The 20,270-nt window shown below is 53.9% G+C and carries 16 protein-coding genes and 1 riboswitch; of the genes, 8 read left to right on the top strand and 8 right to left on the bottom strand.

Annotated elements, in window-relative coordinates:
* Nucleotides 1-406 precede the first annotated feature (406 nt).
* The gene (locus ABJ205_RS10860) at nucleotides 407-1,234 is read left to right on the top strand and encodes a glycosyltransferase family 1 protein (protein ID WP_348158029.1); all 828 of its coding nucleotides are present in this window, start codon (nucleotides 407-409) and stop codon (nucleotides 1,232-1,234) included.
* Here the strand turns inward: ABJ205_RS10860 and ABJ205_RS10855 are convergent.
* Complete coding sequence (locus ABJ205_RS10855; RefSeq protein WP_348158026.1) at nucleotides 1,213-2,145, bottom strand: CDP-alcohol phosphatidyltransferase family protein; 933 nt, start codon at nucleotides 2,143-2,145, stop codon at nucleotides 1,213-1,215. The two genes, ABJ205_RS10860 and ABJ205_RS10855, sit on opposite strands and share 22 nt — an antisense overlap.
* A 118-nt stretch (nucleotides 2,146-2,263) precedes the next feature.
* Here ABJ205_RS10855 and ABJ205_RS10850 point away from each other — a divergent pair, with 118 nt between their 5' ends.
* The 3 genes from ABJ205_RS10850 to wecC all read left to right on the top strand — a co-directional run bounded on the left by ABJ205_RS10850 (nucleotide 2,264) and on the right by wecC (nucleotide 5,820).
* Nucleotides 2,264-3,331, top strand: coding sequence for a CDP-alcohol phosphatidyltransferase family protein (locus ABJ205_RS10850; protein WP_348158023.1), 1,068 nt, complete (start codon nucleotides 2,264-2,266; stop codon nucleotides 3,329-3,331).
* Nucleotides 3,332-3,355: 24 nt separating this feature from the next.
* On the top strand, nucleotides 3,356-4,477 hold the full coding sequence (gene wecB / locus ABJ205_RS10845; protein WP_348158020.1) for a UDP-N-acetylglucosamine 2-epimerase (non-hydrolyzing): 1,122 nt from the start codon (nucleotides 3,356-3,358) through the stop codon (nucleotides 4,475-4,477).
* 86 nt (nucleotides 4,478-4,563) lie between these two features.
* Nucleotides 4,564-5,820: a UDP-N-acetyl-D-mannosamine dehydrogenase gene (gene wecC / locus ABJ205_RS10840; RefSeq protein WP_348158017.1), complete on the top strand. Its 1,257-nt coding sequence runs from the start codon at nucleotides 4,564-4,566 to the stop codon at nucleotides 5,818-5,820.
* Between the two features lie 3 nt (nucleotides 5,821-5,823).
* On the opposite strand, the gene ABJ205_RS10835 is transcribed toward wecC, so the two are convergent.
* From ABJ205_RS10835 to gmd, 7 genes are all read right to left on the bottom strand, one after another.
* The gene (locus ABJ205_RS10835; protein WP_348158014.1) at nucleotides 5,824-7,641 is read right to left on the bottom strand and encodes a hypothetical protein; all 1,818 of its coding nucleotides are present in this window, start codon (nucleotides 7,639-7,641) and stop codon (nucleotides 5,824-5,826) included.
* Nucleotides 7,642-7,697: 56 nt separating this feature from the next.
* On the bottom strand, nucleotides 7,698-8,651 hold the full coding sequence (locus tag ABJ205_RS10830) for a glycosyltransferase (protein WP_348158011.1): 954 nt from the start codon (nucleotides 8,649-8,651) through the stop codon (nucleotides 7,698-7,700).
* 8 nt (nucleotides 8,652-8,659) lie between these two features.
* On the bottom strand, nucleotides 8,660-9,550 hold the full coding sequence (locus tag ABJ205_RS10825) for an FkbM family methyltransferase (protein WP_348158008.1): 891 nt from the start codon (nucleotides 9,548-9,550) through the stop codon (nucleotides 8,660-8,662).
* A gap of 116 nt (nucleotides 9,551-9,666) precedes the next feature.
* On the bottom strand, nucleotides 9,667-11,652 hold the full coding sequence (locus ABJ205_RS10820) for an exostosin family protein (RefSeq protein ID WP_348158004.1): 1,986 nt from the start codon (nucleotides 11,650-11,652) through the stop codon (nucleotides 9,667-9,669).
* A gap of 199 nt (nucleotides 11,653-11,851) precedes the next feature.
* Entirely contained in the window at nucleotides 11,852-12,556 is a 705-nt protein-coding gene (locus ABJ205_RS10815) for a hypothetical protein (protein WP_348158001.1), read from the bottom strand.
* Between the two features lie 359 nt (nucleotides 12,557-12,915).
* Nucleotides 12,916-13,887: a GDP-L-fucose synthase gene (locus ABJ205_RS10810; protein WP_348157998.1), complete on the bottom strand. Its 972-nt coding sequence runs from the start codon at nucleotides 13,885-13,887 to the stop codon at nucleotides 12,916-12,918.
* 10 nt (nucleotides 13,888-13,897) lie between these two features.
* Nucleotides 13,898-15,019: a GDP-mannose 4,6-dehydratase gene (gene gmd / locus ABJ205_RS10805; RefSeq protein WP_348157995.1), complete on the bottom strand. Its 1,122-nt coding sequence runs from the start codon at nucleotides 15,017-15,019 to the stop codon at nucleotides 13,898-13,900.
* A 318-nt stretch (nucleotides 15,020-15,337) separates the two neighbouring features.
* A riboswitch (cobalamin riboswitch) is annotated at nucleotides 15,338-15,561 on the top strand.
* Nucleotides 15,562-15,732: 171 nt separating this feature from the next.
* On the opposite strand from gmd, the gene ABJ205_RS10800 reads away from it, so the two are divergent.
* From ABJ205_RS10800 to ABJ205_RS10785, 4 genes are read left to right on the top strand one after another with little or no spacing between them, the layout of a single operon-like run.
* Nucleotides 15,733-17,658 (top strand): TonB-dependent receptor, encoded by a 1,926-nt coding sequence (locus ABJ205_RS10800; protein WP_348157993.1) that lies wholly within the window; start codon nucleotides 15,733-15,735, stop codon nucleotides 17,656-17,658.
* Nucleotides 17,658-18,509: an ABC transporter substrate-binding protein gene (locus tag ABJ205_RS10795; RefSeq protein WP_348157991.1), complete on the top strand. Its 852-nt coding sequence runs from the start codon at nucleotides 17,658-17,660 to the stop codon at nucleotides 18,507-18,509. The genes ABJ205_RS10800 and ABJ205_RS10795 overlap by 1 nt, the downstream gene beginning before the upstream one ends.
* On the top strand, nucleotides 18,506-19,483 hold the full coding sequence (locus ABJ205_RS10790; RefSeq protein ID WP_348157989.1) for an iron ABC transporter permease: 978 nt from the start codon (nucleotides 18,506-18,508) through the stop codon (nucleotides 19,481-19,483). The genes ABJ205_RS10795 and ABJ205_RS10790 overlap by 4 nt, the downstream gene beginning before the upstream one ends.
* Nucleotides 19,480-20,256 carry an ABC transporter ATP-binding protein gene (locus ABJ205_RS10785; RefSeq protein WP_348157987.1) on the top strand — a complete coding sequence of 259 codons (777 nt, stop codon included), beginning with the start codon at nucleotides 19,480-19,482 and terminating at the stop codon, nucleotides 20,254-20,256. Before ABJ205_RS10790 ends, ABJ205_RS10785 begins: the two co-directional genes overlap by 4 nt.
* Nucleotides 20,257-20,270: the final 14 nt, after the last annotated feature.

Genomic DNA, 20,270 nt, shown 5'->3' with positions numbered 1-20,270 from the left:
TGCTTGCAATTAATCGTATTGAAGTGCACCGATTCATGAGATTTCGAGCACAAATGGCGACTCAGCCACTCCATAAAACCACCGATTTGCCGATGAATTGGATTGCACCAAAGTGACACTTGTTTGCATCGATTGTAGATATATTGGGAACAAACCTAGCGGAATTGGCGAGGTCACTTGGGGTTTGGTGCGCCATTTGCCAAAAATTGCGCCCGATTTGGACTTTTTACTGCTTAAGAACGCTGAGCGCATTGACCCGTTAACTAATGCAAATAACGTCAAAGAGATCAGAATTGCCGCCCCTGCCAACAGCCCACAGACCATGTGGTGGCTGCCCCGGTTGGTGGATCTAAAACACGTTAATCTCTTCCACGCTCCGTTCAATATTTTGCCCTCAGGGCTAAAAATGAAGACGCTTACCACGGTCCATGATCTGATGTGGATGACGCACCCGCAGTGGTGCAACCCGCATTGGTATGGCCAGATTGAGCGGCGGTTTTACGCAAATGGCATCAACAGAGCTCTGTCAAAGTCGGATGCTATTGCGACGGTGAGCGCGGCAACAAGAGACGAAATTGTGCGTCTTAAACCGGGCCTCGCTGCCAAGGTCGAGGTTACACTTTCAGGGGTATCCGACCGGTTCCGGCAAGTGCAGGTTGAAGATGAGACGCTGGCATCGATCGGGCTTACTAAGGAGCAGAAATTCATCCTCACTGCCGGTCAATGCGCGCCGTACAAGAATCACGAAAGGGCGCTTGGTGCCTTTGCGAAAGCGTACGCAGGCCGCACCGACATGGCCTTTGTGATGGTACAAAGACGAAATGCAGGCGGCGGCAATCTGCAATCGCTTGCGCACAAGCTTGGCATTGGCGCGCAGGTGCATTTCACTGGCGCCGTCAGCTTCCCCACCCTGCTTCAGCTTTACTCGGGCGCACAGGCGCTTTTACACCCATCCTTTTGCGAGGGCTTCGGCAATCCCGTTGCCGAAGCAATGGCCTGCGGATGCCCGGTTGTGACCAGCAATCTCAGCGCCATGCCAGAGGTCACAGGAGAAGCGGCCTTGCTCGTGAACCCTTATGATACAGACGAGATCGCTTCTGCGTTGACCAAAGTGGTCGCGGACAAAACGGTCAGCTCCTCCTTGCGAGAAAAAGGACTTGCTCGGGCCAAAGAGCTATCTTGGGAACGCTTTGCCGTTGATAATCTTGCGATTTACCGAAAGCTTTTGGCCTGATGGCGAATGCGCCGCGTGGTTCTGCCCGAGACGATGATCGACCCTATCAACACGAAGGTGAGCCCGATCGCCTCAAACATGAAAAAGTATAAGGGCGAGCCAGCCAACATTGTCCCGCCAAGTGCGATGGTGCGGTAGTTGGCGCTAAGCAGATAGGTCGAGCGCAGCACCGGATTGACTTCCTTCGCGATGATCGTGCGCAGCGCTTCACTGTGTGTCGCATCCCCGGTTTCGATGCTGACCTCAACCAGTTCATCAACCTCACGCCCGCCCGGTGCAAGCAGCTTCGCCAAGTTGACATAGTAGCTTTCGAAAAAGCCTATGATGCCTTCCTGCTTGCCCGTATCTTTGGCCGATACGCGCAGCCATTTTGTGCCGTATACCCAGTGTTGATACTGTCTTCGCTGTACCTCATAATGCGCGGCTTGAACAATGCGCCCTGCCCCTGCGGCGACGGCCCAGCCCCAAGCTGCCCATCCGATGTGATCCGCCAGCATGTAAGCGAGCGTCAAATAAAGAATAATGTGGCCAACATAATCGCAAATGCCATCAATCACTTCGCCGTGTGCGCTTGACCGTTTTGTCAGACGGGCAAGATCACCGTCTGCTCCATCAAACACATGCCACGCCATATGCAGGCCAAGACCGGTCAGCGCCGCGACCCAGCCTGAACCAAGCCCATAGGCAGCCGCCGCCAGAACAATCATCAATCCGCCCGCGACAGAAACCATATTGGGTGTAGCCGGAGTGGGTACGAGGGCTTTAGCAATCCGCATGGAAAGCGGATGATAGAACTTCCGATTGAGCCAATCTTCGAGCTCGCGAGGACGGCCCTCATCCGTGAGCTTGGGTCCTGTCTGATTGGGCGCCGTCTGATCGGGCGATGCGGTGTCGTGTGCTGATTCGACCATTACTCTATCGCCTCTTGCTCTCCGAGCGTGGACTTGTTTGCGTAAGCTTTCACGACTACGCCTCAACTTCGCCTTCGATTTCATATCTTAACGAGTTCTCGGGAAAAACCCACTAGCGATGACAAGAGCAGTCCTGCTTTTCTCCAGCAACGTTGAAGCCAATCACCTCGTCGCTGGGATTCCGGCCGCTGTACGCGCTGGCGTGATTGTGCACCAGAGCCAAGAACTGGGAAGCAGCGATGTTGTGATCATCGCCGTCCCCGGAGGGTGGCAGCCAACCAGATGGGCAAAATCAGAATTCGCGCGTCTCTTGCCGAACGTTCGGGTAGCAAAGGGCAATCCTGATCAAGGCGACTTAACCGAAGGCATACCGATTATGGACGGCGTGTCTGTACTTTGCGGTGAGCCAGTGGTTCTCGCCAATCAAGACGCAGCTGTGCATTGGCTCGCACAAGAAAGGCAAGGACCGGGTCAAATCCGCCTCCTCAACACAATCGGCAAAGACATTGTGAGGGCGACGGGTAAGACTTCGGATGGTTTGGTGTCGCGATATCTGAATCGGCCGATCTCTCGCGCGATTTCGAATATTGTCCTGAAAATTCCCGGCGTCACACCGATCCATGCGACAGGCTTAGCCGCCTTCACCGCGGTATTAATGGCCGCCTGCCTCCTTTTTGGCAGCGCGTGGGGCTTGATTGCAGGCGCGCTCCTCTTCCATGCGGCCTCTGTCATCGACGGGGTGGACGGCGAAATCGCGCGCGCAACCAAGCGTTCCTCACAATTTGGTGCGAAGCTCGACACGATCATCGATGGGATCACCAATTTGGCTTTCCTATCACTCGCCTCGCTCAATTTATGGATGCAAGGGCAATTTGATGCAGCGACCTATGGAGCCGTTGGTCTTGGTCTCTTAGCAACCGGACTGACCGCCCTTGGATTAAGGTCGATTGCCATGGGCGGGCCGTTCACCTTCGACGCGGTCAAGAACAATTTCAACGCAAACCCTTCGAAGGTGAAGAACACCCTAGCATCGATCACCTCGCGCGACGTCTATGCGCTTGTGTTCGCGCTCACCTTTGCGCTTGGGTTTGCGGAATGGATGCTTTTGCTCTTTGCGCTCGCAGCTGGGATCTGGCTTATCACCATTTCGACCGTTCTTCTGCGCACAACAGCAAGACAATCCTAACGAAAAGCGGTTAATGAGCGCCACATGTCAGACAAAAAGCGCATCCTTACCGTCTTCGGTACAAGGCCAGAGGCGATCAAGCTGTTCCCATTGCTCCACGCGCTGGAAGCAGACTACCGTTTTGAAAGCCGCATTTGCGTCTCAGCGCAGCACCGCTCCATGCTGGACTCCGTGCTGGAGATTGCCGGGATCAGGCCCCATCACGACCTCGATCTGATGAAGCCCAATCAATCGCTGGACGCGCTAACCGCAGCCGCGCTTATTGGTCTTGGTAAGGTGATGGACCAAGAAAAGCCCGATTGGGTGGTTGTACAAGGCGACACAACCACCGTCATGGCAGGCGCGATTGCGGCCTATTACCGGCAGATCCCAGTGTGCCACGTCGAAGCAGGCCTTCGCAGCGGCGACATTTACCGTCCGTGGCCCGAGGAAGTGAACCGCAAGGTGGTGGGTAGCTTTGCGAAGCTCCATTGCGCGCCCACCGAGACCGCCGCAAGCGCTCTGCGACGCGAGGATGTGGACCCCGCGACTATTCACGTCACCGGCAACACTGTGATCGATGCGCTGCATTGGGTTACAAATGAAGTCGCTGTAAAACCTCAACTCGCTTCTGGCCTTGCCGAGATCGAAGAGCGATTCAAAGGCAAGCACATCATCGGCATGACCAGCCACCGGCGCGAGAATTTCGGCGATGGGATGGAGGAGATTGCTAAGGCGGTGCGCGAAATTGCTGCACGCGAAGATGTTGCGATCATCTTCCCCGTCCATCTCAACCCCAATGTGCGCTCAGTCATGAATGAAAAGCTCGCAGGGTTAGACAACATCGCCCTTATCGAACCGCTGGATTACCCGCATTTTGCTCGCCTACTCGATATCGCTCATATCATGCTGACCGATAGCGGCGGGGTTCAAGAAGAGGCACCAGCTCTTGGTAAACCCGTTCTCGTGATGCGCGAAACCACCGAACGTCCAGAAGGCGTCGAAGCCGGAACTGCAAAGCTTGTGGGCACCGATGCAGACGCAATTGTCCGCGAATTGGGTGCATTGCTCGACGATAAAGCTGCTTACGAAGCGATGGCGCGCGCGCACAACCCGTTTGGGGATGGCCACGCCTCTAAGCGCATTTGTGATCTTTTGGCGGCCTAGCCTCAAAACGCACTTACTGAATCTTATCTTCTTGGAGTTAACGCACATCCACACGGGCGATAAGCCCACGAGCGACGGAGTGCATTTTGCTTAAAAAGACAACTCTTAACGCCAGCGTGATTGGCCTTGGCTATATCGGGCTGCCTACCTCTGCCGTGATGGCTCGCGCCGGGTGCAAGGTTCAGGGCGTGGATGTGAGCGAGAGCGTGGTCGACACGATCAACCGCGGCGAAGTGCACATTGAAGAGGTTGATCTCGACGGTCTTGTCCAAGCCGTCGTCAACGATGGCCTTTTGACCGCAAGTCTCGAAGTCGAACCTTCGGACGTCTTCGTCATCGCTGTCCCCACCCCGTTCAGCAACGATGGTAAACATACGCCCGACATCTCATACATCCTGCAAGCTGCAGAAAAAGTCGCAAGCGTCCTCAAGAGAGGCGACTGCGTCATTCTTGAATCCACCTCACCGGTGGGCACGACGGAGAAAATGCGCGACGTGTTTGCCCAAAAGCGCCCTGATCTTGCGATGCCGGGACTTTGCGACGGGACACCGGACATCTCTATCGCTTATTGCCCGGAACGTGTTTTACCCGGGCGTATCCTTGAAGAACTCATCCACAACGACCGTTCCATCGGAGGGATCACGCCGCGCTGCGCCCGTAAGGCGCTGGCCTTCTACAAACGCTTTGTGAAAGGTGAATGCGTGGTCACAGACGCACGCTCGGCAGAAATGACCAAGCTCGTCGAAAACGCCTTTCGCGATGTGAACATTGCCTTTGCCAATGAACTTTCGATGATCGCGGACAAACAAGGCCTCGACGTGTGGGAGGTTATCCGTCTCGCCAACCGTCACCCGCGTGTCAACGTTCTGCAACCAGGTCCCGGCGTCGGCGGACACTGCATTGCGGTGGATCCGTGGTTTATCGTCCACGGCGCGCCTGAAGAGGCGAAGATCATCGCCCAAGCGCGCGAAACCAATGACGCGAAGATGCACCATGTGTTGGAACGTGCGCGTGGGCTCGCAGACGCAAACCCGAAGGCGCAAATCGCCTGCCTCGGTCTTGCCTTTAAAGCGAACATTGACGATTTCCGCGAAAGCCCAGCACTCGATATCGCGGCTTCATTGGCGCGCGAATATGGCGAGCGAGTCAGAGTGGTAGAGCCCTATGCGAGCGAGCTGCCCACCGACTTTGAGGGAACTGAAGCTGAGCTGATCGATATTGATACAGCGCTTGAGGATTGCGGTATCTTGTTGCTGCTGGTCGATCACGACGTCTTCAAAGCCATCCCGAAGGAAGAACGCGGTGATGCGGCCGTGTACGACACTCGCGGGGTTTGGAGTTAACTTCTAAACCCTCGTCAAAGTGACATTCTGGAGGATGACTGACTTCGTGCCATCCACCCATAAGCGGCATTCGAAATAACCGCCAAACATCCCATCCAGCCCACTTTCAAACTCGATTGATCCCGATGCGCCGCTAAACGATAGTTTTGAGATGGCAGCATGGGCGACCCTTTGCGTATCAAGGACCACATCCATTATGATACGCCCGGCGCCAAAAACTGTCTTGTGAATGGTAAAATCGACGCGCCATTTGCCCGGTTGAATGGGGCGCCTTACCATCGCCATATAGCCTTCGTCGCCCAGTTTGCTGACGATTTTGCCGCCTTCCACTTTGCCAGATGGTCCCGGTTCAAAGCTATCGGAGAGGTCAATCGGGCCGGACTCAGAAGGTTTCACCTCGCCAAAGCGAATACGCGAGGATACCGGCGTTAGGGCGCTCGCGATGAAGGTGGTGAAGGTTTCCTCGAACCGGGTATGAGGGATATTCAGCCCCACCACTCGACGCGGCGCCGCGCCTGAAGCGATCCGCTCATCCTCGCTCAAGATAAGCTGTGCCAGCGCCCTGTCATAAAACGCATTGTCATCGGATGCGGGTCCATTTGGCGGAGCAAAGCACACAACATCCGCCTGCTCGATAATAGCGGCATAATCGCGCTCAGCGTCCAAATCCAGAATTGTTAGATCAAGCCCAGCTGCCTTTACCCACACATGAACCTGCGCGCTAAGGTGCTCATCATCGCACAGCCACCCCACTTTCGTACCCGGCTTCAGATAGGCAAGATGATCGACCAGAAATGCCGATAAATGTTCGTCCGGTGTCTGTGGCAATGCATCAAAGGTTTCAGGCCCGTAGATATAGCTGACCGGACTTGGCTGATCGCAAATTTGGGCCAGGTCGAAAATCGCCGAGCGTCCCGGCGGGTTTGCAAGACGAAACTCCTCGAAGTCTTGTCCTTTTGCGCCCCAATTTGACTGTTGTGCCCTGGGCACAGTTTCAGTTACCTGATCGACATACACATCGAACGGATCCTCAGCGCGGCCCGATTGATGCTTTGCCGATATCCGGCGCGAATGCTCTGTGTGGTAGAGCGCCAAGTCGCTGCCAGTTGCTTCATTAAAATTGCTGAGAGTTCCGTGTAGCAGCGCAAGCCGCGCGTTGAGATTGCTGTCCACATGCCACCCGCGTGTCATCTCTTCGTTAAAGCCGCAAATGGCTTGCAAATCAGACGTTCTGACGAGTTGGAAATCGCCCGGACCATCATACCCAATCGCGGGCAAATAGTGGCGCACGGTTTCTTCGAGTGCAAAGGCACCAGCATATTTGAGCGCCAACTTCGCTGCGTCCTCTGGGGCGCTACGCGGCAAGCTCTCCCACACAATCCTTGGCAGTTCAAAACGAGGCAGACCAAAGTACCCGGTTGGCAAACCGGCAACCTGATCACTCAACCGCGCGCCAGACGGGCTGATCAAAAGGCAATCGGGGTTGGTCGACAAAACCCACTCGCTTTGCCCGCTCACCCGGCGCAGCGCAACATTTCGGCAAAAAGCCTCACGCACCGGAGGCCCATCCGGCGAGGCGGCCTCGTGGATATCCGGTCGCACGCGGATCACTCGGATCAACTGAACCGCCTCATTCGTCAGCGTATCGCCAATAGCCTCTGGATAGGTCGGCAGATCATTGTCGGTGTTGTAGTCGACAAAGATGATCTCATCGCGGCCCACCACCAGCTGGCGTGCCATCTGGTTGAGGCCAAGCGCCGTCCTGCGATCGAGCGCATAGCTGTAATTGTCGTTACGACCGTAGACGATGACTGAAATCACGTCAGTGAGTTCACACGCATTGAGCCACAAAGTCGAGGGGTTTTGTGCGCGTAGACTTAGCCAAAGATAACATCGAAGTCCGGCTTATAAGACCGGCGCATTTTGTGCATGTACTTTTCATCGAAGAATGTTTGCGCGTCTTTGTCGACACCAAAACGGGCGAAGATATCGCCGAGCGCTTTCACAAAACGGGCACGGTGTATCTGCGCCAAATCGATATGATCCTGCCTAATACGCAGCGGATCGCGGGGGTTCTCTTTAAAATACGCAACCGCATCTCGGATCGCATCAGGATCTGGTTCACACACGATCGAGTTGTAGTCATTGTACCAGACATCGCGGCCACCAAAGCACTTGGTGGAGACGACCGGAGTGCCCGCAAGCAGATATTCACTAGACGAGAAGCAGGCGCCTTCCGCCGCCGATAAAAGCAATCCGCAATGCGACTGGTTGATCTTCTCACACACCTCATCAGGGGTCAGAATGCGCTCATTACGATAGGCGTGGGGCGGGACAGGCTTGTCAGATGTATTCCCATGATCAAGGCCAGCGACCAGAGCGAGATTGGGCACCTTAACGGCAAGCTCATGGCGCTTAAACGGGCTTAACCGCGCGGTGTAGATCGCGTCATATATCTTTTCAGTGCCCTCCATCACGCCAAAGGACGTGGTGTCGAGCCAGCAATTGTGATTGATTATATCACCGGGAAGGCCGGTCACCTCGAAATTCTCCATTTCGTGTTCGGAATTGAACATCATGAAGAAATTCTTGCGCTTCATCGAAAGCCCATCAAAGATAATGTTCGCCTGTTTGGCGAAAAAGTCATCGAAATACCAACCGCAGTAGACGAGGAAAATATCGTTATCACGAAACTGCTTATGGTAATCGCGGAACCACTCCCAATTGTGGTGAATGTTCTCGATGATGAAAATTCGGCACTCTGGCCCGTCATAATATTCCCGGAACGGGAAGGCGGGGTTGGGCCAGATATAGGGGGAGGTGTAATCCATGCTAGCGCTTAGCCTTTATAAGTCAGATAGACATTCAAACCCCAAATGGCCTGAAGCTCGTAGCCCGCGCAAATGAGCGAGCGTAGCGAAGATTCGATCGTCCACGGGGGCACGGGCTGATCGTATTCAAGCGTAATTTGTTTTGGGAAAATTTTGCGTTCGATCATATGATCGATCACAACGTGCTCCGACCCTTCAATATCGAACTTAAGATAAGTGATATCCGCCGGATCGCGGCCTACGCGCGTGCACAAATCCTCCAGATTTTCCACCGGGAGCTCAAATGTGTCATCGCTTGGGTTCAGGGCGAGCGCTGAAAGTGAGCCGATCCCTTCTGCTGAAGGCTTATGGAAGACCAAGGTTTCGGTCCTATCGCTAAGTCCAACTTTTTCGAATAGAAGATTATTCGGCAAAGTTTGGTTTTCGACATGCCTGATCGAATGGGGTGAAGGGTCGAGCAGATAAACCGTCTTGTCTTTGTAGAGATTGGCTAAAGCCATCTCAAAGGTGATGTTGCCACCTGCCCCTGCACAGACAAAAAACGCGTTCTTATCTTGCGATACCAGATCGTGATTGACCGGCCAGGCGAACCCCTTGTCTCCGTAAAACTCAAATGATGTATCCACATCACCAAGCCTAGCGCGCAGATATTCCATACGTGAATACCCTAGCCGCTTAGCATACTCGAAGCGGTCGTCATTGGCCTTCATATCCGCGCCGTAGAACTTGTCTTCGCGAAGATATGCCCGCTCGAAGAAGGGAACCTCGTCATCTGTAGTACGCGGGCTATAAACATAGTCAGGTACAAGGGGATGCTTCTCAAAGCTCATCTTCACTTCCTGTGTAGGCTTGGACAATTTGTCGCGGATTTTGCGGAAAAGGACGCGGCGAAGGTTCACTGGATACTAGGCCGCCGTGCGCTCGCGATGCAATAGATGACGCAAATAGCAACTTGGGTATTTGCAAATACAGCCATCAATCTGGAGCTAATTAAATACACGCTCATCAATATCCACTATTCACACTGTAGCTCACTGCATATACCTTCAGGAAAAAGGCCTAAATCGAGAATATCGGCAACGAATTTCTTAGGTCCATATCGCTGTGCAAGGGTCTGAATGACCCTCCTTTTTTTGACTAGGGCCGCTCGGTCAGCCGCCAGTTCAGCAAGCATATCAGGAAGGGCGGCAATTGCCTCAGGTGTTTCCTCACACATGACACAGGCTTCGGCCCACAACTTGGGATCGCCAGGAACCTGCCAAGTGTCAGCCAAAATAACCGGAATGGACCCATTTAAGAGGCTTTCCCAAAGACGGATTGAGTTGGGGCCAGTGCCAGAGGGGCAAAGCGAAAAGACGCTTTCATCCATAATTCGCCGGAACTCAGCAGAGCGATCCTCATTGACGATCCCTTTGCTGTCTTCTGCAACGCGGCCCAAGATCTGAGCGTCGTAGACCGTTTTATTGTAGTGCCAATTGTCGCGGCTCACCACTAACCCGCGCGGGTCGGTAGAGAGCAAATCGATAATGTGATTGCGCGTTTCCGTTAGATAATTGCCTGCCCCGCGTGCTCCGACAAAGGAAAAAAGGTACATACGCTGGCGGTCAAAATCCGCCTCATCACGTACCAATTGTTGGACCGGATAAAGCGGGAAAGGATGGATCTGGGTATCGAGATAACCGGGGAAATTCGTCTGGCCCTTCACACAGTGCGACCAATACAGATCGGTGACACCTGCTTCGGAAAACAAATCGGCGCATTCACGCGTGCGAATATGCTGGCTGACCGTGACAACACGCTCATATGCTCGCAACTCTGAGCGCAGGTTATATAGAGCATTGCTAAGCGCCTTGGTACGTGGATGCTCTTTGCCAAGGTTCAATCGAAGGTCGATAAGCGTGGCAAATGGAAAGCCGAGGTAGATGGCAGAGGTGAGATGCTCTTCATCACCCAACGCCTCACGCATCTTATAAAACGCTTGGCGCTCGGTCTCGGCGGGGTACTGCCAGTCTTCATCGTGAGCGAGCCATAGAGGTCTTGGCTCAGCCGCCTTAGCCTCAGCTTTCGCCCAGCTTTCCAAAGAGCGATTGAGCTTCACCCCATTGAAATGCTTGGACTGGATCGACCACACCTGCAGATCGAGGCGTGAGGGCTCAAACAGGCTCTGGCCCGGGTGAACCATTGCAACGCCGCCCAAAATTCGTCGATCAGCGCGCTTATTGTAATAGCGAAGGTTCGTCTGGTGCACATGCATCGAACGGACGATTGGATAAGGGTTGTACACCTCGTAGCCTTCTGTTGCGAAAACATAGGCAATCTTATTATCGCAGCGCGGCACACCGATAGGTATGTTGAGCGCCCTTTGCGACGGAAAATCAACGGAGCGATCGGGAAGAAACGCCCACGTGTCCTGCGAGAAATGCGGATTTGGATGCGCTGTGAGCCCCTCATCACCCTTTTCAAGTCGGGAAAGCGCCACGAAGGCCGATGGGTTAGCGCGAAACAACTCAAGCAGGCGCGCAATACTGTCATCGAAGTAGATGTCGCTATTGGCCAGGATGGACACTTGGCCCGGACAGCGCAGCCGACTTTCATTGACCCAATCAAGGTAGGTCGGCCTATGATCCAACCGGATTATCGAAAGCTCCTGACCCTCATAAGGAATGTCAGTGTCATCATCGACTAACAGAACAATACTAGCGAAAAGCTTCGTCGCGAGGTTCTTTTCAAGGCAATAGAGTATCTCTTTAGCCCGCTCTTTGTCGGGGGGCGTATAGAAGGGAACAAACAGATTGAGGCACTGCACCTCGTCGCCAGGAACACAATCGGGTGCATTAGCGGTGAGCCGGTCAATTTTTGATTGGATCCAATCCGCATCTGCATTAAGCGCCAAAGCTCTCTGATAGCTGTCCAGCGCCTTTGCCAGATAACCCGCTTCGCTATGCCGATCGCCTTCGACCTCATGATCGATGAAGAGCGCCGTTCGACTGAGCTGTTCCATACGCTTCTATAAATCCTCAGAAATTACGCTTATGGTCGTCGCTAGCTTTTGCCAAACCAAGCGACCCATTTCCAACGCTCTCAACGATATAAGCTCTTGGCAGAAAATCGACATTTGCAAAGGGTGAACACGCCAAACCGTCGCCCCACTATGCCAAGCCACATTACCAGGCAAATCCAAGAACGCATCAGCCTATGTATCAGGTCGCTTCTTGCGTTCTTCCAGCACGCGTTTGAGGCGCCTTCTTCGTGCCTAGCCTTGCTCTAGTTGCTTTCGATGAGCTAGTTTTTGATGAAACAGCGAGTTTGCGCAACTCTTTTTGCAGTCCGATATTTTGTTGGGTTAAGATATGGAGATCGGCCTCCAATTTCTTGTTGAGAGCCTTAAGCGCCCCTTCTTGTGCAAAATGCGACGCAGTCACCTCGAACTCTCTAAAGATGGGTTGGTGAACGTCCTCGTGACCGAGCTCTTCCGCTCCAATCAACTGTTCGACTTGCGAAGGTTTCTGCGCTTCTGCGCACGCTTTTTCTTCGAGCATATCGATTTCAGACGCGGAATCGGCGTCAGACGGATCGAGCGCGATTGCTTTCTTGAATTCTGCTCTTGCCGGCCCATACGAGCCGATCCGCTTGAGAACATGCGCCAAGTGAACATGCACTTCGGCATCGCCTGCACTGAGCTTGATCGCTTGTCGGTAAGCTTTCACCGATTCCCCGAAAGCGCCAAATTCCTTAAGTGAGTGACCAAATTGGACCCACACATCAACCCGAGAATCGTCATACGAGAGCGCGGTTTCATAGCTGGCAGCAGCTTGAAGCCATTGTTGTGCATCTCGGGCATCATTCGCAGCGTGAAAAGCCGTGTCCCAGCCGCGCTTCTTATCTTGAGAACCAAATCCGAACACTTTCGTAATCCTTGATACTATTAATTGCCAAGCCGCACTTGGGGATAATCGTTACTATAATGCGCCTTCATGACAGCACTAAAATCAACGGTCATTAGAAATATGAGACCCTCATCCCTAAATCGAGTGAAGCGTTGATCTGACCATAAAGCTCAGAGACAAATTGTCACCATTTGCGAATTCACGTTCAAGCCGCCTTTTGTCGCCCTAATCCTAACCATTGCAGCTAAACCAAAGGATGGCTAGCGCTTCATCTATGGGTTTAATCGTCTACGAACACCTTTGGAAGGCCTTTATTGCAAGGTTTTGTTGTATGATGATCCAAAAACGGCGCTTTAAGGGGGAGGGTTACTTTCGCCTCAACGGCGGATTGCAGAAGTGTTTGCAAGGAACCAACTGTAGGTTTCTTCAATCCCTTGCTGCAATTGGATTTTCGCATCCCAACCCATGGCCGATAGCCTTCCTACGTCCATGAGCTTTTGCATGGTGCCGTCTGGCTTAGAAGGATCGGTTTTAATCTCGCCAGTAAACCCAGTCACGCCAGCCACAATCTGCGCAAGCTCTAAGATCGAGATATCCGTGCCGCACCCAACATTGATATGGCTTAGCATTGCCTCCGTATTGGCCTCATAGCCTTGCTTTGCCAAATCGAGCACAAACAAGGATGCATCCGCCATATCATCCACATGTAGGAATTCGCGGCGCGGCTTCCCGCTTCCCCAGATTACAACCTCATCTAGACCTTGTTCTTTGGCTTCGTGAAAGCGCCGAATCAAGGCAGGCAAGACATGGCTGTTTTCAGGGTGAAAATTGTCGCCAGGCCCATAGAGATTGGTCGGCATGACCGATCGATAATCGGTACCATGCTGCCGATTGTAGCTTTCGCACAATTTGATCCCTGCAATTTTCGCAATCGCATAAGGTTCGTTGGTCCGCTCCAACACATCTGTTAGAAGCGCCTCTTCGGACATGGGTTGCGGAACGGCCTTAGGATAGATGCAAGAGGAGCCAAGGAACAAAAGCCGCCTAACGCCTGCTTCAAATCCCTGATGGATGATGTTCGCCTGCATCATCAGATTTTCATAGATAAAATCTGCTGGATAGGTGTTGTTGGCATAAATCCCGCCAACCTTTGCAGCAGCTAGAATAATGGTATCGGGACGTTCGCTTTGCAGAAAGTCCTTAACCGCCGATTGGTCTGTCAGATCAACCTGGGACCGGTCGCGGGTAATCAGGTCAATCGCCTCACCTGCCTCCTTGCGCGCCTCAAGCTTGCGAGCGATTGCGCCGCCCACCATGCCTTTATGGCCAGCTACAAAAATCTTGGTCATGAGCGCAACCTTAGTTTTCGATGCTCACAGGCAGTTCAAGCCCGTGAGACTTGAGAAGAGCGTGGCGCTTTGCCTCTCTTAGGTCTGAGGCCACCATCTCTGCACACATTTCTTGAGCCGTAATTTCCGGTTCCCACCCAAGTTCAGTGCGCGCCTTCGTCGCATCGCCCAAGAGCGTCTCCACCTCAGCAGGACGGAAATAGCGCGGGTCAATCCGCACAATCTCATCGCCAACACTCAACGCGGGCGCATGCTCCCCCTCAATCGCGGAAATAGTTGCAATCTCATCCACGCCTTCACCGCTGAATTCCAGTGTGATACCAAGCTCATTGGCAGACCAGCCAATGAACTCACGTACCGAATATTGGAGGCCGGTTGCAATGACGAAGTCATCAGGCACATCCTGCTGAAGCATCATCCACTGCATTCGCACATAATCGTGAGCATGACCCCAATCACGCAGCGCATCAATGTTGCCCATATACAGGCATTTCTCAAGCCCTTGCGCGATATTGGCAAGGCCGCGCGTGATCTTGCGCGTCACGAAGGTTTCGCCGCGCCGGGGGCTTTCGTGATTGAACAAAATCCCGTTACAGGCATACATGCCGTAGGATTGGCGATAATTGATCGTGATCCAATAGGAATATAGCTTCGCCACCGCATAGGGTGAGCGCGGGTAAAACGGGGTTGTTTCTTTCTGCGGTGTCTCCTGCACCAGACCGTACAATTCAGAGGTAGAGGCCTGATAGAACCGGGTCTTCTTCTCAAGCCCCAAAAAGCGGATAGCCTCTAGCAACCGCAAGGTACCCAGTGCATCGACGTCTGCTGTGTATTCAGGGGCATCAAAACTCACGGCCACATGAGACTGCGCTGCGAGGTTGTAAATCTCATCAGGCTGCGTTTCATTGATGATACGCGTGAGGTTTGAGGTGTCCGTCAAATCGCCATAATGCAGGGTCAGTTTCGGATCACTCTCATGCGGGTCTTGATAGATGTGATCAATGCGCTGGGTATTGAAGGATGAACTTCGCCGCTTGATCCCGTGTACCTCATACCCTTTTTCAAGAAGGAATTGCGCAAGATAAGAACCATCTTGTCCGGTGATACCTGTGATGAGTGCACGTTTGGTCATATAATTGGGTATACCTTGTAGCAATTCTTATGGACTACGGCGTAATTATTGATTGAGCGACCAAATTGCGGCCTAGCCGTTTCTAGATCAAGCACCCTTCTACATGGCAACGCTCTGTCTATCGCGATTGAGACATGACTTAACCCAACCGGGCGAGGTCAGGCGGGCAAGAGAATATTCCTCATGCTTTATGTCGACAGCCGCATAGCCATGGGCTGAATGACGTCCAACCCTTTTTGGTCATAGCGAGCCAAGAAATGGGTCCGATCTCATAGTTTTTCCACTGGCCCTGCCAAATTGACATGAGTGTTTCCCTTGGCTAGCGCGCCCTCAGATGGTGCGGACCGTGCAGTATTGTGCGGGAAGCTAAGAGGGAAGCCGGTGCGCTTAACCAAGCAAATCCGGCGCTGTGCCCGCAACTGTAAGCTGGGAACTCTGAACCATGATGTCACTGGCGATGACCTTTCGTGTCAAAGCTGGGAAGACGGTTCAGGTGTGATGATCAGCAAGCCAGGAGACCTGCCATCGCGTCGTTCGTCCGGGGCCGGGTCCAGCCCAGTGGGACAGGGAATTTCTATTCCGAAGTAGCGACAGCGTTACGGCTCGTTTTTCCATGCAGCAGTCACAAGAGTGTCTGCAGCAGGGCCACTGTCATTTGCGCTTCTTGGGGGCAGGAAAAGCTCTCCGAGTGGCAACACTTTGGATAATTACCAATGAAATACACAGCTTACCTCGCAGCCGCCTCCACTTTGGCGCTGCTTCCTTCCGTTGCTTTTGCGCAGAGCACCGATCGTCAGGGGGCCGAGAATACCGGCTCTGACGAAATCGTCGTTACCGCCAATCGGACCGCCACTCCGCTTGCCGAGGTGGGATCCTCCGTCACTGTGATAGCAGAGGACGAGATAGTGACCCGGCAAGCAAGCGATGTCATCGACCTGCTGCGTGCAGTCCCCGGCGTGACCTTTAACCGTAATGGCGGGATCGGCACTCTGGCAGGCGTCTCTATCCGAGGCGCGCAAAGCGATCAGACAGTGGTCCTGATCGACGGGATTAAATTGAACGACCCATCATCCATCGGCGGCGGATTTGATTTCGGTCCCCTCCTCACCGGGAATATTGCCCGGGTCGAGGTTGTGCGCGGATCGCAATCCGTGCTTTACGGAAGTCAGGCGATTGGCGGCGTCGTGAACATGCTAACCCGCGAGCCGACAGAGGAACTGGGCGTGTTCGCACGGGCCGAATATGGAAGCCGCGATACTGCGGAATTCGTCGGCAATGTCTCCGGAAAATTTGGTCCTGTAGCGGCAAGCTTTGGCGGCACCTATCTGACCACTGACGGCATTTCGGCCTTCAATGAAACACGCGGCGGCACAGAAGCTGACGGGTTTGAGAGCATCGGTTTCAACGGCAAGGTCGATGTAGCCTTGTCGGACAATGTCTCTCTCGATTTCCGGGCGTTTTATGCAGATGGCGAGACTGAAATTGACGGTTTCCTTCCTGATTTTTCATTCGGTGACACGAATGAGGTTTCCAATCGCAAGGATTTCGTGGGCTATGCTGGCCTCAACGCTGCGCTCCTTGATGGTCGATTCCGCAATCGGATTGGCTTTGCCTACACCGATATTGAACGCGAGAACATCAACCTCGACACTGACTTTGTGACCTTTGAAGGCAGCGGTGAAAACCGCCGTTTCGAATATCAAGGTGTGTTTGACGCAAGCGACAATGCACAGCTCGTTTTTGGCGCAGAACGGGAGGAATCGGAGTTCACTTCCACCAGCTTTGGCTCGGTCACCCCGACACAAGATGCGAGGATCAACTCCGTCTATGCGCAGGTAAACGTGACACCAGTGGACGGCCTCTCGCTTACAGGCGGTGTTCGCCATGACGACACCGACACCTTTGGCAGCGCGACCATCTTTTCAGCCAGCGGTGCCTTTTCACCCAATGAAGGTTCCAGCGTCGTTCGTGCAAGCTATGGCGAAGGCTTCAAGGCGCCTTCGCTGTTCCAGCGCTTCAGCAGCTTCGGTAATCCCGACCTTGTTGCTGAGGAATCAGAAAGCTGGGATGTGGGCCTCACTCAGAACTTCCTTGATGGCCGCGCGCAGGTCGGTGTCACTTACTTCAATCGTGACGGTACCAATGAAATCGGATTTGTCGGCTGTAGTGCAGACATCCCTATCTGTAGTGATCCCAATAACCCGCGCCCTTTTGGCACCTATAACAACATCGACAGCGTGTCTGCTGACGGTTGGGAATTTGGTGTGGCACTGCAGCCGATTGAAGGGTTCGATGTGTCGCTTAATTACTCAATCATCGACGCCTTTGACGACACTACCGGCAACCGCCTCGCTCGCCGGGCCGAAGAGACCGCAAGCCTTGTCGCGGATTATCGCACGAAAAGCGGCTTTGGCATCGGCGCGACAGTTTTGATCGTTGGTGACAGTTTTGACGACGTGGCCAACACCCGCCAGAACGATGGTTATTTTCTTGCAGATCTGCGGGTGAGTTATGGCATTACAGAAAATCTCGAACTGTTTGGCCGGATCGAAAATGTGACCGACGAGGAATACGAAACCATCTTCCAATTCGGTCAGCCAGACCGCGCCTTCTTTGGCGGCGTGCGTTACGCGATGTAATGCGTAAGCCATCGATCTTGGCGGCGCTTGTGAGCCTTTCACTCCTCGCCTGTTCGGCAGGTGAGGAGCAAAGGCAAACTGCGCCGCCGAGAAGCGATGGTCCGCAGCGCATAGTCAGCCTTGATTATTGCGCGGATCAATATGTCCTGAAGTTTGCGCCGCGTGAGTATATCCTCGCACTCTCCATCGACGCGGACAAACGCTTTTCATATTTGCGCGACGAGGCAAAAGGCTTTCGCAAAGTGCGCCCACGCACCGCCGATGTGCTCGCGCTTGAGCCGGATTTGATTGTACGTTCTTACGGCGGCGGGCCCAATGTCACAGGCTTTATGGAACGCGCCGGGGTACCAGTTGTCCAGATTGGATTTCCGCAGAGTATTGACGAAGTTCGCGAAGAGGTTGTGCGCATCGGCGATGCGCTTGGACAAGGGGAAGAGCCGCGCCAAGTGATCAGAGAGCTGGACCGCCGCTTGGCAGCTTTGTCTAAGAATGAGGGAAGCTCGCCCGCCGCTCTCTATATGACGCCGGGGGGTGTTACCGCTGGCGAAGGCACGCTTATCCATGAACTTATGCAGGTCGCTGGCCTTGCAAATTTTCAAGATGACCCAGGATGGCATCCTATCCCACTTGAACGCCTTGCCTATGAACGCCCTGATCTGGTTGTGGCAGCCTTTTTTGAGAGTCAGCGGAGCGACATTCAAAAGTGGAGTGCAACCCGGCATCCCTTAGCACAGGCTCAGATGCGCGAGTTGCCGGTTGCGGCAATTGACGGCGCCTGGACATCGTGTGGAGGATGGTTTTTGATCGAAGCGGTTGAGACGATGGCAAAGACTGCGAAAGGCGAGCAATGAGCAAGGTCAATGCCGTTCTTGTCATCGCTTTGATCTTGGCGATTATCTTGTCGCTTTTACTGGGGTCTGTGCCCTTGCCACTGGACCGGGTCTTGCGTGCACTCGCATTTGGGGCAAGCGCCGGAGACCAAATAGTCGTTTGGGATATCCGTCTTCCGCGGACCCTCGCAGCAGCCATTGTAGGAGGAGCGCTTGGCATGAGCGGGGCGGCTCTTCAAGGCTTGTTGCGCAATCCTCTAGCAGAACCAGGTATCCTTGGCGTTTCCGCAACTGCGGCGCTTTTCGCAAGCGTTGTACTCTATTTTGGGCTTACCTCTGTTTCTGCTGCCGCCTTACCTCTGGCCGCTGTCGCCGGAGCATTGCTGGCGACGTTCATAGTGGCAGCCGCGGCCCTACGCAGTGTATCGGTCGTGACATTGATCCTCATCGGTGTTGGCCTTTCCAGCTTTTCCGGCGCTCTAATGGCACTGTTGATGAATTTGGCCCCCAACCCTTTCAGCCTTGCCGATATGGTCAACTGGATGCTCGGCTCCGTCGCCAATCGTAGCTACGATGACCTCCTATTTACTGCACCATTGGTGGGACTTGGGATGGTCGTTCTTTTGACATCTCGTAGAGGGCTTGCGGCGCTTGGCCTTGGTGAAGAGGCAGCGGCTGGACTTGGCGTCGACCTCAAGAAACAGCGGTTAGCCATGATTATCGGCGCAGGGCTGTCCACTGGTGCAGCGGTAGCCATTGCAGGGGCAATTGGCTTTGTTGGGATAGTCGCGCCGCATTTGGTTCGCCCCTTTGTGCGCTATGACGCGTCGCGTTTGCTGGCTCCTTCGGCATTACTCGGAGCGCTTTTGCTGGTCCTTGCTGACATCGGTGTGCGCATAATTCCGACCGATTTCGAACTCAAACTGGGCGTGGTTGCATCATTAATCGGCGCACCCATTTTCATCTGGATCGCATCGCGTAGGAGGCTTGCATGAGCCTGCTTAGCGCCAAAGATTTGTCCTATTCAGCCCAAGAAAATGCGCTCGTTTCAGGCGCGAGCTTTGCGCTAGAGGAAGGCACTCTTACCGCTTTAATCGGCCCCAATGGCGCTGGTAAAACAACGCTGCTTCGGCTGGCCTTGGGATTGTTGGCGCCTTGCGCTGGTTCAACAAAGATTGCGGGTCACGATATTACGAGCTTGAGCCCGGTAGAGCGCGCGCGCCATGTCGCATATTTGCCCCAAGCCCGTGCGCTCGCATGGCCGCAGCCCGTGCGCGATATCGTGGCCCTTGGACGCTTTGCTTATGGCGCAGTGCCCTCACGCCTATCCCCAGAAGATAAGGACGCCGTCGCCGATGCGATCGCATCATGCGATCTTGAAGGGTTTGAGGAACGCGCCGCAGACACGCTTTCGGGCGGCGAGCTTTCGCGGGTGCATTTGGCAAGAGCTTTAGCCGCGCAAACACCTGTACTCATCGCCGATGAACCTGTTGCAGCACTTGATCCGCGCCACGCCCATGAAGTGCTGCGATTGTTTGGCCGCGCATGTAGCGAAGGCAGAGCGCTGCTTGCAGTCGTCCATGACCTGTCACTGGCGGCCCGCTATGCGGATCGACTGATCTGGATGAAAGATGGACGAATTGTTGCTGAGGGCACTCCGCAAGAAACCATGACCAGTCCGCGGCTGAAAGATGTCTTTGGCATCAAGGCCCGCGTGGAAATCAAGGCAGAAGAGGGTGTTTTCCTTGAAGTTTTAGGGCCAGCATAAGCACATCCACTGAG

Source organism: Erythrobacter sp. (assembly GCF_039988855.1).
Taxonomy (GTDB): domain Bacteria; phylum Pseudomonadota; class Alphaproteobacteria; order Sphingomonadales; family Sphingomonadaceae; genus Erythrobacter.
The sequence above is the reverse complement of the archived record's forward strand: the minus strand, read 5'-3'. Positions and strand labels throughout refer to the sequence as shown.